Here is a 13,089-nt window from a genome sequence, read left to right on the forward strand (position 1 = left end):
AATCAGATGAAGGCATTCAGAAAAGCATTTAGTTTAGTTGCAATTTTATCTTTACTATTGTTAGCAGCATGTACAAGCCCTACTACTACTTCGACCGATGGAGAAAAGAAAGACAATACGATGTATATCGGCTTAGTAAATGCGCCGGTAAGTTTTAACCCAATTAACTCTTCCGACATTGCCGCTCAATGGTTGGAAAAATTTATGTTTGACACTTTTTTAGAAATGACTGCCCCGCTTGAATTTAAACCAAAGCTTGCAGAGTCCTTTGAAACACAAGATAATCAAAACTTTACGATTAAAATTAATAAAAATGCGAATTGGTCTGATGGAAAACCGGTTACTGCCAATGACGTAGCATTTACGATGAATCTTGTTGCAAACCCAAAAACAGAAACAGCAGTTGGTGCATACCTTACTGTTATTGATGGATTAACAGACAATGGGAAATTCCCAGATGGAGTAACAGAAATTCCTTCTTTAAAAATTGTAGATGAAAAAACGATCCAATTTAAAACAAAAAAACCTTTAGATCCGAATCTAGTGAAAGAACAATTAGGCTCTAAGTTTATGATTCTGCCTGAACATGTGTTAAAAGATGTTGCACCAGAAAACTTGCAGAAAGATCCGTTTATGCAAAAACCAACTGTAACAAATGGTCCATTCAAATTTGTAAAGTATGCAAAAGATCAATATGTAGAATATGAAAAAAATAAAGAATACTATTTAGGTAATGTAAAGTTAAATAAATTGTTTGTCAAAATTATGCCTGCTGCAAACCTTGTTGCACAGCTGCAAACAGGGGAAATTAATATGAACGCTGCTGGCGGCATCGGTAAAATTGCCGTTCAAGACTATGATACAGTAAAAGGCTTTGATAATTTGACAACGAAAACAGAAAAAACATACGGTTATCAAACGATGAATTTTAATACAGATACAATAAAGGATCCGAAAGTAAGACAAGCAATTACGTATGCAATTGATCGTCAGAAAATTGTCGATAAGTTATTAAAAGGTGAAGGGGAAATTGTTGACGGGCCATATACTTCCATTAGCCCATATTTAGATAAAGACTTAAAAGCATACTCATATGATCCAGAAAAAGCAAAACAATTGCTAAAAGAAGCAGGTTGGGACTTTAACAAAACGATTGATTTTGTTGTACCAATTGGAAATAAAGTCCGTGAGCAATCAGCAGATATTATTGCTGAAAATTTAAAAGCAATTGGATTAAAATTAAATACGACTACTTATGATTTCCCAACTATCATGTCAAAAGCAAGAGCTGGAGATTATGATCTTTTATTAATCGGTTTTACAAATACGATTGATCCAGACGCATCGATTTATTATGGAAGCACTGGTTCAAGCAACTATACAAACTATAGCAATCCTAAAGTGGATGAATTATTAACGGCAGGCAAGCAAGAGCCGGATATGGAAAAACGTCAAGCCATTTATAATGAACTACAAACAATTTGGAACGAAGAATTACCGATGATTACTTTATATTCTGATTATGACTTCGCTGCTGTTACAAAAAATGTAGAAGTTGGTGGAGCAAAAGTATTCGGTTTCCATAATGAACTTTACAACTGGACATTATCTGGAGCGAAATAAGAAATGTGCACTCTAAAAAATCCAAGGAAGCATTTTCCTTGGATTTTTTACGTGGGTAGATGATTTATTTCCAAATTTCAATCGCTTCAGTTCAATTCGATAAATGTATTAGATTACATATCAATTTTCTAGAGAATAATTTATAATAAGTAAATAGATTTTTATGCTTAAAAATGTTTTATCATTTAGGCATAAAACATAAAGGAGATCGGACATGAAAGATCAACAATTTTGGACAAACTTAACCCCGTTTATACAAAAAAATTGGGAAAAAGCAAATTTTCAAAGAGCTACGTCTATTCAAGAAAAAACAATTCCTCTTATATTAGAAGGAAAAGACGTGATTGCAGAATCCCCTACTGGGACGGGAAAAACATTGGCGTATTTGCTGCCGCTTTTAAATAAGATAAATGCTGAACATAAAGGGATGCAGGCAATCATATTAGCTTCTTCTCAAGAGCTGGTGATGCAAATTTCAGCTGAGATACAAAAGTGGGGAGAAGGCAGTGGCATAAGGGCTGCTTCTTTCATTGGCGGAGCGAATGTAAAAAGGCAATTAGAAAAATTAAAGAAGAATCCACATATTGCTATATGTACACCGGGAAGAGCGTTAGAATTAATTAAGCAAAAAAAATTAAAAATGCATGAAGTAAAAATGGTTGTTTTGGACGAAGCAGATCAGCTATTGGTCGCTGAGCATATAGAATCAGTAAAGCAGATTGTGAAGTCCACTTTATTGGATCGACAAGTTATTCTCTTTTCTGCCACTTTAACAGAGAAAACAGCCAATCTTGCGAAAGAGTTAGTAAAGGATCCAGACATCATCCGCGTTAAAAAAGATGAAACAATCGAGGCTGCAACAGTAGAGCACATCTATTTCCAAGCAGAGTATCGGGATAAAATAAAAGTAATGGAACGGATTGCAAGATTGCCAGACAGTAAAATTCTTGTATTTGTAAAAGATATAGGGAACTTAACCGTTTTACATGAGAAATTAACCTATAAAAATCTTCAAGCAAGCATGCTTCATAGTGATTTGAACAAAATGGAGCGCTCCAAATCTATAAATGGTTTTCGAAAAAACAAAACAAATATGCTGTTAGCGACAGATGTTGCCGCAAGAGGGTTGGATATTCAAAAAGTGACGCATGTCGTTCATTATGATTTAGCAGCAGATACAACCCAATATATCCACCGCTCGGGAAGAACGGGAAGATTCGGTGCAAATGGGATGGTGCTAAATATTGTAACAGAAAGAGAAGAAAGAGAACTAAAACAATTGGCAAAAGAATTAGCGATTCCATTATCACGTAAAGACTTTTATGAAGGAAAGATTGTCGACTATAAACCTGTAAAAAAAGCAGCGAAAAGAAAATAAGAAGACAGCTTATTATTGCAGTTAAATAGTAATAACTACAAATTTTTTTGTTGATTGATTTTATTTGTATGATAAAATGAAATTAACTTTATAAATGAATGATTAAATGATCACTAGGGGATCCCTTGATAAGGGCTGAGAAAAAAGTAGCTACTTTTAAACCCTCATAACCTGAACAGGTTCGTACCTGCGTAGGAAAGTGGAGAATTGTATTGTATGCTTATATATTTTATATAGGCTATTTTGATGCATATTTTAAACCACTTTTCTTTGTAGAAAAGTGGTTTTTTGACGTTGTTAACAACCTTCACGTAATTTCAAAGGGCTGTTTTCTCAAAGTTTGTTGTTTTTTACATGAAAAATGGGAGAAGAAGTACTAAGCAGCCTGAATACACGTAGACTCCTGTGTGAATGCGAGAAAGACGAGACCCCACAGGAGCGTATGCGACGAGGAGGCTCGACGCTCGTCCACGGAAAGCGAAGTGTATTCAGGCTGCGAGTTTAAAAGCAACAATCTATACGAAAACAGCATTTCAAATAGAGAAAGAAGGGATTTTCAGTGAATCTTCTTGCTGTTACAGACGGCCAGAAATCTGTAAATGATCTCGAGGATATTATTTCGAATATTCATAATTTTGTAGATTTTATCCATGTTAGGGAAAAAACAAAACCGGTTCAAGAAGTGTATACGCTATGTTTACGATTATTAGAAAGAGGAGTAGATAGAAAAAAGCTAGTTATTAATGATCGTTTAGATGTTGCTGCCTTGCTGCATATTGAAAATGTTCATTTGCCGGGTGCAGGATTGCCGGTGAAAGCAGTGAAAGATTTTTATCCGGAAAAAGTGATCGGGACATCCGTTCATACGATAACAGAGGCAAAAAAAGCACAAAAAGACGGTGCAGATTATGTCTTATATGGACATTGTTTTACAACAAATAGTAAAAAAGGCAAAGCCCCGATTGCCCTTGAATCGATTCAACAAATGAAACAGGAATTGTCTGTTCCGTTATATGTAATTGGCGGCATTACAGAGGAAAAAGTAGACCAATTACATCATTTTGGCGCGGATGGAATTGCGGTTATGTCAGGTATCTTTTCATCGTCTAATCCTTTGGAAGCAGTGAAGAAACTTCATGAAAGGTGTCTAAAATATGAAACAAAAATTTGATGTAGTGGTCATAGGCGGAGGAATAATAGGGTGCTCCATTGCCTATCATCTTGCTAAAGAAAAAATAAATATTGCCGTATTTGAAAGTGAGAAGGTAGGAGGAAAATCTACAAGTGCTGCAGCGGGCATGCTTGGAGCCCATTCAGAATACAAAGAATTTGAAAAATTATATTCTTTTGTAAGAAGCAGTCAGCTTTCCTATCACACACTTTCGGATGAAATAAAAGAGCTTTGTGGAATAGATATCGAGTTGAAAAAAGGCGGCATCATGAAATTAGCCTTTACAGAAGAAGACAAACAAGAGCTGCAGCCGATTTTATCCCTGCCAACTGTCGAGTGGATGTCAACGGAAGAAGTAATAAATAAGGTGCCCGTTGTCCATTCCATTCTTGGAGCTGCTTATTTAAAAGAGGATGTTCACGTTACACCGGCATCTGCGTGCAATGGATTTAGTAAAGCGGCCCAACATTTTGGCGCATCTATATTTGAATATACACAGGTTTTAGACATAAAAAAACAAAGCAGCCACTATGAAATCAGCACAACAACAGGAAAGGTGGAAGCAAATTTCGTTGTTGTCGCTAGCGGAGCGTGGAGCAATTATTTTTTTCAGCAGCTAGGATTATCAAATCAAATTATTCCCGTTAAAGGCGAATGTTTAGCTGTTATAAATGAAGGAATGGCTTTAAAACATACGATCTTTTATAAGCAGCATTATATCGTACCTAGAAATAATAATAAGCTCGTCATTGGCGCAACCCAAAAATGGAATGATTGGAATGAAAAAACAACTGTCGGCGGCCTTGAAGAAATCATGAACAAAGCAAAAGCGGTGCTTCCAAGTGTAACAGAAATGAAAATAGATTCTTACTGGGCCGGACTAAGACCAAGGACGTTTGATGGGTATCCTTTTATTGGCAGTCATCCTGAAGACGAAAATATATTTTTTGCAACCGGCCATCAGAGAAATGGAATTTTAATGGCTCCCGCTACAGGTCAGATGATCAAAGATCTGATAGTCGGTAATCAAGTAGAGCAAGAATGGATAGAAGCTTTTAAAGTTGGAAGACAGGAAAAAGTATCTATATAAAGGAGGTGGAATCGTGACAATAAGGTTAAACGGAAAATCGGTAACGCTGCCTGATGATGTGAATACGATTGCAGATTTGCTTGCATTGTATGAATTGCAAAATAGAATTGTCGTAGTCGAGTTAAACAAAGATATTATGGAGAAAGACCAGTATGCTTCTAGTAATCTTTCAGAAGGCGATACGGTTGAACTAATACATTTTGTAGGAGGCGGATGAATATGTTAAAAATTGCAGATAAAGAATTTCAATCAAGATTATTGTTAGGTACAGGGAAATATCCATCATTTGAAATCCAAAAGAAGGCAGTGGATGTGTCTGGTGCTGAAATCTTAACTTTTGCTGTACGAAGAATGAATATATTTGAAGAATCACAGCCTAATTTTTTAGAACAGCTGGATTTATCCCGATATACCCTTCTGCCAAACACAGCAGGAGCGAAGACAGCAGAAGAAGCTGTGCGTATTGCGAAATTGGCTAAGGCCTCTGGATTATGCGATATGATAAAAGTAGAAGTAATCGGATGTGACAAATCGCTTTTACCTGATCCTGTCGAAACATTAAAGGCTTCGGAAATGCTGTTAGAAGAAGGGTTTATTGTATTGCCATATACATCTGATGACGTGGTGCTTGCCAAACGTTTAGAGCAGCTTGGCGTACATGCGATTATGCCTGGAGCTTCTCCAATTGGTTCTGGCAAAGGAATTTTAAACCCTCTAAATTTACAATTTATTATTGAGCAGTCATCTGTGCCGGTTATTGTTGACGCTGGGGTTGGTTCGCCGAAAGATGCAGCCTATGCGATGGAGCTTGGAGCAGATGGGGTATTGTTAAATACAGCTGTATCTGCTGCAAAAGATCCTGTAAAAATGGCTTATGCAATGAAGCTTGCCATCGAATCTGGACAGCTTGGTTTTGAAGCGGGCAGAATCCCAGAGAAAAACTATGGAGTAGCAAGCAGCCCGACAACAGGAATGGTGACATCTTGAATAATCGCTATTTAAAACAAAAGTTATTCTTAGGCGACAAAGGGCAAAAAAAAATCGAAAATAGCCATGCCATTATATTAGGAGCTGGAGCTCTTGGATCTGCAACGGCAGAGATGCTTGTCAGGGCAGGTGTGGGCACGATTACGATTGTCGATAGAGATTATGTGGAATGGAGCAATTTACAAAGGCAGCAATTATATACAGAAGAAGATGCAGAAAATAAACTACCGAAAGCAATTGCTGCACAGAAAAGATTAGCAGCTTTAAATAGCGAAATAACAGTAAAAAGCATCGTAACGGATATTAATGTAAACAATATCGAGGAATTAATAGAAGATGTATCAATCATGATTGATGCAACTGATAATTTTGAAACAAGATTAATCCTAAATGATGCAGCCGTAAAACATAATATTCCGTTTGTTTTTGGTGCATGTGTTTCAAGCTATGGATTAACTTTTTCTATCCAGCCGCACGAAACACCTTGTTTACATTGTTTAATAAACCATCTTCCTTCACAAAATATAACGTGTGATACGGTTGGGGTGATTAGTCCAATTGTCCAGCTAGTCGCAGCATTTCAAGTGACGCAGGCAATGCAGCTAATCACTGGGTATAAGGTAGAGCCGATATTATGGTCCCACGATATTTGGAAAATGGAAAAGTCAGAAATCAATGTAGCAAAATTGAAAAACGAAAACTGTCCAACTTGTGGGAAAAATGCAGTATATCCATATTTGTCTTTGCAAAGTCAGACAAAAACGGATGTTTTATGCGGCAGGGATGCGATTCATATTCGTCCTGGATCAGCCCGCGTACTCGACTTAAAGCAACTATCTAAAGTATGGAAAGACACTGTTCAAAATATGGTAGTTAATCCGTATTTACTTGCTTGCAAGTATGAAGATTATCGAGTTGTGCTGTTTCAAGACGGTCGGGCTATTATTCATGGAACACATGAACCTACTAGAGCTAGGATTATTTATAATAAACTAGTCGGGTAAGGAAGTTCCTTAGCAAGCGTTTTCGATCAGTAAATTATACTATTTTAACAATTTGAGACCTCAGAAGGGTCTTTTTTTTGTCCCTTTTTACATGTTTTGAAGGTAGTAGTATCTTCTAAGCCTTTAGTCTTAGAGGAAAATCAAGCTGGAGCACGTTATGAAAAAATAACAATCGAGCTAACATAGTAGATAAGAAAGGAGCGATAAACAAATGAAAAAATTTGGATTATTTTTGATAGGAGCTGTTGCGGCAATTATTTTATTGTCACAACTCGGACCATTAATTGGATTGGTGATAAGTGGGGCGATTCTTTACCTTGTGTTTAAACAGTTTTTGAAAAGCAGCACTACATGGGAAAAGGTATTATGGGGAATTGCAGGCGTTGTAATGTTAGGCATTACAGCTAGCCACTTGCCAGCGATTTTAGGTTTAGCAGCAGCTTATATTTTATACGTAGTGTTTAAAAAATGGAATAATGCTTCAGGAACAAGCAAAAAAGATAATGACCCTTTTGCAAACTTTGAAAAACAATGGGCAGAATTAAATAAAAATTAAGGCTGTTTTCTAAAAGTTTGTTGTTTTTGAATAAAATAATAAACATTGTGGAAGCACTGAGCAGCCTGAATACACGTAGACTCCTGCGGGAAAAGCGAGAAAGGCGAGACACCACAGGAGCATAGCGACGAGGAGGCTCGACGCTCGCCCGCGGAAAGCGAAGTGTATTCAGGCTGCGGGTTAATGAACAACAATCTATATAAAATGAGCAAAAATTAATGAGAAGAGGGAGCAATCAATGACTAGTTTATTAAAAAGAATAAAAAATTCCGTAGCAGCAGATATTAATGAAATTTTGGATAAAAAAGAAAATAAAAATCCAATTAGCCTTCTGAATCAATATTTAAAGGAATGCGAAAAAGAAACGGAAAAAGTAAAAAAATTGGTGGAGCGCCAATACAAGCTAAAAGAGGAATTTACGAAAGAGCTGCAACAGGCAGAAGAGCTGGCAAATAAAAGGAACCACCAAGCAGCTATTGCCGAAAAAGCAGGAGAAGAAGAATTGCTGCAATTTGCATTATTAGAAAAAAACCAATATGAAGAACGCAGTCAACGCTTAAAAGAGTCCATAAAAATTACAGAAAAACAATTAATAGAATTGGAAACGAAGTATATCGAAATGACCCATAAGCTAAAGGACATGAATATTCGCCGCTTAGAAATGATGGGGAAAGAAAATATTACGCATGCTCATGTTAAAATGAATAAAGTATTAGATGAAAAAGGCATAAATGATCAAGCAGCATCTAACTTTGAAGAAATCGAAAAGTATATCGATTCATTAGAACAAAAAATCAATACAACTTATTACCAGAATACAATTGATGCGAAAATAGCGAAATTAGAAAAAGATATGGACAAAAGCAAAGAAGACTCTTTATCTTCTTAAAAAAAATGGTAATCTAAGAAAAGCGGAAGCGCCTTGATTAGCGCTGAAGCTAGACAAAAAAGGCGTAAGTTTCTTGCGCCTTTTAGAATAGCTATGTTAAAGCTCATTGTTGATTTTGGCACTATGTTGGTTTGGAGAAGCGTTCGCTCGACTCCTGCGGGATTAGCGAGACAGGCGAGACCCCGCAGGAGCAAAGTGACGAGGAGGCTCGGCGCTCGCCCCGCGGAAAGCGAGCGATAAGCTTCGGAAAACCCCTTTTAACAGTGCTTATTTTCAGGGTAGCCTTTTAAAATGGAAAAATATTACTTAAGATTACAAGATAAGTGCTTTCAAATACATGAAATAGATAGAAAGATTCTAGTTATTTCATGTATTTGAAAACGAAAGAAAGGGGGAAATCGATTGTTTCATCGATTAAAAAAAGATTACACAAATTGGGTTATTGTCATCGGAGGATTTATACTTCTATTAGAAGTATTTGTATTTAATCCGGGATTAATTTTCTCCTTTTTAGTTTCGATAGGAATGATGTATTTTGCCAAACAGAGTAAATGGAAAATCCGAAAAGTTATTTTTTGGATTGGATTTTTTATCTTGCTTATGAGTGTTTTGCATATGGTGACGGTTAAATTCATCTTAGTAAGCATTGTCTTTTATTATTTTATCCAGCTTGTGCAAAAGAAAAAAGATATAGAAGTCATAAAACCGATTATTCTAGACAAGAACGAAACAGAGACAAAAGAAGATTTGTATAAGAAGAAACCAATGTTTCAAAATACTTTTTTTCAACGAAATGAAACACCAGATCATGTGTATGAATGGAATGATGTTAATATTCAAGTAGGCGTTGCCGATACGATCATCGATTTAAGCTATACGGTTTTGCCTAAGGGAGAAACAGTTATTTTCATTCGTAATCTGATTGGCAATGTGAAGGTGCACGTACCTTATGATATGGACGTAAGCATCAATCATTCTGTCTTGTTTGGATCATATGACATATTTGGTGAGCAAGAAAATAATGTTCTGAACCGAAATACTCAGCTGCGGAATGCAGCCTTTGATTTAGCTGAAACTCGAGTTAAGATATTCACCAGCTGTATCGTTGGCAGTTTAGAGGTGAAAAGAATATGAGCATTGTTCAAAGGCAAATACTTTGGGGCGTGTGTGCGGCAATTGTTTTTTTTCTTTTTTTCAGCATCAGTTATGTAATGGTGTTTCCGCCAAATAATTGGATGGAATTATGGGATAAAGAATTAATGGAGGTTCCATTTCTGCTGTATTTAATTAGTGTGGCTATCACGATTGGGATTTTCTTTGGACTCTTATCAGGGTACGGATGGAGAAAGCAAATTTCCGATTTAGAGGAGTTATTCGACAATGAGGAGAGGTCTCTATTATTAAATCAATCTTACTATGTAGAGATAAATACGATCGCAAAAAAGTTGAAGAAATTACAAGATCAGTTAATAGAACAAACAAAATTATCACAAAAACTAGTAATTGAACATGCCGAGGATCAAGAAATAAGAGTCCAGAATGTCATTGCGGAAGAGAGAAATCGATTGGCAAGAGAATTGCATGATTCAGTTAGTCAGCAATTATTTGCAGCTTCTATGTTATTGTCGGCCATAAATGAACGAAGGCCATTATCTGATGATCGGGAAACGAAACAATTAAAATTAGTCGAAGAAACGATTCATCAATCCCAATTGGAAATGAGGGCTTTATTACTTCATTTAAGGCCAGTTGCATTAAAAGGGAAAACATTAAAAGAAGGAGTTATTGAGTTATTAACGGAATTGCTGCAAAAGGTCACGATCGAAATATCGTGGAGATTAGAGGATATTAATTTAGATAAAGGCATAGAAGACCACTTATTTCGCATTTTACAAGAATCGGTTTCCAATACGCTGCGTCATGCTAAAGCAACGGTCTTAGAAGTACAGCTTATCGAAAGAGATGGATTTATTATTTTAAGAGTGGTTGATGATGGAGTTGGATTTGATGTGGAAAACAGCAAAGCCGGTTCATACGGTTTGCAAAATATGCACGAAAGAGCAGCGGAAATAGGCGGGAAATTAAAGATTATTAGTTTAAAGCAAAAAGGAACCCGTTTAGAAGTAAAGCTGCCGTTGCTGCAAATGAGGGGGGAAAATAATTGATAAAGGTATTATTTGTAGATGATCATGAAATGGTAAGGATTGGGGTATCTTCCTATCTTTCTGCACAGCCGGATATCGATGTGATTGGGGAAGCAGACAATGGGAAAACAGGTGTATCATTAGCGCTTGAGCTTCGTCCTGATATTGTTTTAATGGATTTAGTGATGGATGAAATGGATGGGATTGAAGCAACTCGAGAAATTATCAACGAATGGCCAGAAGCAAAAATAATTATTGTAACAAGCTTTTTAGATGATGAAAAAGTGTATCCCGCACTTGAAGCAGGAGCTACAAGCTATATGCTAAAAACATCAAAAGCAAGTGAAATTGCAAATGCTGTTCGTGCCACTTATCACGGTCAAATTGTGTTAGAGCCGGAAGTAACGGGTAAAATGATGATTAAAATGCGGGAAAAAAGGCAGCAGTATCCGCATGAAGAGTTAACAGCAAGGGAAATGGAAATCTTATTATTAATGGCAGAGGGAAAAAGCAATCAGGAAATTGCGGACATCTTATTTATTGCCATTAAAACAGTAAAAACGCATGTAAGCAATATTTTAAGCAAGCTTCATGTACAAGATAGAACGCAAGCAGTTATTTATGCTTTTAAGCATTCCCTTGTTGAATAAATTTCAAGCTGCGTTATTTAATCCGTTCAAAATAGTTACATATAAAGATTGCTTAAATTTCATTATTAAAAAGTAGAAAAACCGACGCCTCCCGGACCTTAATCAAACGTTTGATTAAGAAAGATCCTCCTTATCTATCTAAAAAAGCTTGTTCAAAAAATATAAAAATATTTTTTGAACTTGTCTCATATATATTGTAAAAAGCGAATGAATAACTTCTCTCTTTTTACAAATGCATATGTGAAAAAGGGATAGATTAAAGGAGAGATCGATGAGTTCATTTTATAAAGGAACTTTTTTATTGATTGTAACCGCGTTTTTTGGTGAGTGCATTGAATTTTTAATTAATATGGTGATGGCAAGAGAGTTAGGGGAAAAAGGACTAGGTTTATTTATGACCGTTTTGCCAACGATTTTTTTGATCGTTTTATTGGCAAGTTTTGAGATGCCAGTTTCTATTTCAAAGTTTATTGCGGAAAAAGACGCAAAATATCATCAAAGTATGCTGCAGCAAGTTATTAAATGGACGATCATTTTTACAATTATCTTAACAATCATCGCCGCCTTCGTCATTCCGCTCATTCCTATCTTTCAGTCCTATCATCCTATTTTAAGATGGCTCGTTTTAGTAATGCTTCCGATCATTTCCTTCACTAGTATTGCAAGAGGTTTTTTTATGGGGAAGCAGCAAATGGGGAAAATTGCTGTTTCTAATTTTTTACGGAAGATTGTGCAGTTAGGGATGCTCGTATTTTTATTTCAATGGTTTTCTTTTGATTTAGACACCTCTGTATTAATTGCTTTTTGCACTATTGTCGGCAGTGATATCGTTGTTTTTCTTTATTTAATGCATATGTTTTATATTCAATATCAGCGAATAAAAAAGGGGGAAAATGAAGTATTAAGCAGCAAAGTAATTTGGAAGGATCTGCTTTCCGTATCTGTACCAACAACAGGACTGCGGATATTTCATGCGTTCACACATGCCATTCAGCCTTTTTTAATAAAAGGGGCACTTGTTGCATCAGGCATTTCGGCTGCCAACGCAACAGAACAATTTGGAATGCTTGCAGGAATTGCGTTAACAATTGGCTTTTTCCCTTCTTTTATTGCTCATTCCTTTATGACGATGCTTATCCCAACCGTTTCGAAAGCATATGCAAATAATAACTATCATACGCTGCAGAAGCTGCTGCAGCAGGTTATGCTTATTACGATTATTTATGGTGTGATAGCTGTAAGTATCTTTTATTTTTACGCAGAGCCGTTGACTTTTACTTTTTTCCATTCATCTAAAGCTGCTGTTATTGTGCAGCTGCTATGGCCATATTTTTTATTGCATTATTTTATCATTCCGATGCAGGCGTATTTAATCGGTTTTGGTTTATTAAAAGATGCAGTGTTTCATACGATTTGGTCTACGGCTATTTCTTATACGGCTATTTATTATCTTGGATCTTTAAGTCAACTGCAAATGGGAGGAATAGCAATTGGCATGAATTTAGGTGCTGTCATTTTAGCCTTATTGCATTATTTGACGATTTGCAAAAAAATCGGATTTTCTATTTGGCTAAGTCCTGTTAATCGAGTGCAGTAA

At 36.2% G+C, this 13,089-nt stretch carries 13 protein-coding genes and 1 riboswitch; all 13 genes read left to right on the forward strand.

From position 1 onward, the window contains the following. Positions 1-6 precede the first annotated feature (6 nt). The 13 genes from ACTYA4_RS14375 to ACTYA4_RS14435 all read left to right on the forward strand — a co-directional run bounded on the left by ACTYA4_RS14375 (position 7) and on the right by ACTYA4_RS14435 (position 13,089). Positions 7-1,623, forward strand: a complete 1,617-nt coding sequence (locus ACTYA4_RS14375) for an ABC transporter substrate-binding protein (protein WP_443482224.1) — start codon at positions 7-9, stop codon at positions 1,621-1,623. A 214-nt stretch (positions 1,624-1,837) separates the two neighbouring features. Then, positions 1,838-3,001: a DEAD/DEAH box helicase gene (locus ACTYA4_RS14380; RefSeq protein WP_443482223.1), complete on the forward strand. Its 1,164-nt coding sequence runs from the start codon at positions 1,838-1,840 to the stop codon at positions 2,999-3,001. 105 nt (positions 3,002-3,106) lie between these two features. After that, positions 3,107-3,216, forward strand: a riboswitch (TPP riboswitch). Positions 3,217-3,560: 344 nt separating this feature from the next. Then, positions 3,561-4,172: a thiamine phosphate synthase gene (locus ACTYA4_RS14385; RefSeq protein WP_443482222.1), complete on the forward strand. Its 612-nt coding sequence runs from the start codon at positions 3,561-3,563 to the stop codon at positions 4,170-4,172. Continuing rightward, entirely contained in the window at positions 4,156-5,262 is a 1,107-nt protein-coding gene (thiO, locus tag ACTYA4_RS14390) for a glycine oxidase ThiO (protein ID WP_443482221.1), read from the forward strand. Before ACTYA4_RS14385 ends, thiO begins: the two co-directional genes overlap by 17 nt. A 13-nt stretch (positions 5,263-5,275) precedes the next feature. Next, positions 5,276-5,479 carry a sulfur carrier protein ThiS gene (thiS, locus tag ACTYA4_RS14395; protein ID WP_443482220.1) on the forward strand — a complete coding sequence of 68 codons (204 nt, stop codon included), beginning with the start codon at positions 5,276-5,278 and terminating at the stop codon, positions 5,477-5,479. A gap of 2 nt (positions 5,480-5,481) precedes the next feature. Continuing rightward, positions 5,482-6,249, forward strand: coding sequence for a thiazole synthase (locus ACTYA4_RS14400; RefSeq protein WP_443482219.1), 768 nt, complete (start codon positions 5,482-5,484; stop codon positions 6,247-6,249). Further along, entirely contained in the window at positions 6,246-7,253 is a 1,008-nt protein-coding gene (locus ACTYA4_RS14405; protein WP_443482218.1) for a ThiF family adenylyltransferase, read from the forward strand. Before ACTYA4_RS14400 ends, ACTYA4_RS14405 begins: the two co-directional genes overlap by 4 nt. 211 nt (positions 7,254-7,464) lie before the next feature. Beyond that, positions 7,465-7,809 carry a lmo0954 family membrane protein gene (locus tag ACTYA4_RS14410; protein ID WP_443482217.1) on the forward strand — a complete coding sequence of 115 codons (345 nt, stop codon included), beginning with the start codon at positions 7,465-7,467 and terminating at the stop codon, positions 7,807-7,809. A 238-nt stretch (positions 7,810-8,047) separates the two neighbouring features. Then, positions 8,048-8,698: a PspA/IM30 family protein gene (locus ACTYA4_RS14415; RefSeq protein WP_445505701.1), complete on the forward strand. Its 651-nt coding sequence runs from the start codon at positions 8,048-8,050 to the stop codon at positions 8,696-8,698. Between the two features lie 402 nt (positions 8,699-9,100). Next, a complete protein-coding gene (liaF, locus tag ACTYA4_RS14420) occupies positions 9,101-9,832 on the forward strand; it encodes a cell wall-active antibiotics response protein LiaF (protein WP_443482215.1) in 732 nt (243 codons plus the stop codon). Then, the gene (locus tag ACTYA4_RS14425; protein ID WP_443482214.1) at positions 9,829-10,863 is read left to right on the forward strand and encodes a sensor histidine kinase; all 1,035 of its coding nucleotides are present in this window, start codon (positions 9,829-9,831) and stop codon (positions 10,861-10,863) included. The genes liaF and ACTYA4_RS14425 overlap by 4 nt, the downstream gene beginning before the upstream one ends. Next, positions 10,860-11,492, forward strand: coding sequence for a response regulator transcription factor (locus ACTYA4_RS14430; RefSeq protein WP_443482213.1), 633 nt, complete (start codon positions 10,860-10,862; stop codon positions 11,490-11,492). The genes ACTYA4_RS14425 and ACTYA4_RS14430 overlap by 4 nt, the downstream gene beginning before the upstream one ends. Before the next feature lie 271 nt (positions 11,493-11,763). Then, positions 11,764-13,089 (forward strand): polysaccharide biosynthesis protein, encoded by a 1,326-nt coding sequence (locus ACTYA4_RS14435; RefSeq protein ID WP_443482212.1) that lies wholly within the window; start codon positions 11,764-11,766, stop codon positions 13,087-13,089.

Source organism: Niallia yueguangensis, assembly GCF_052663115.1.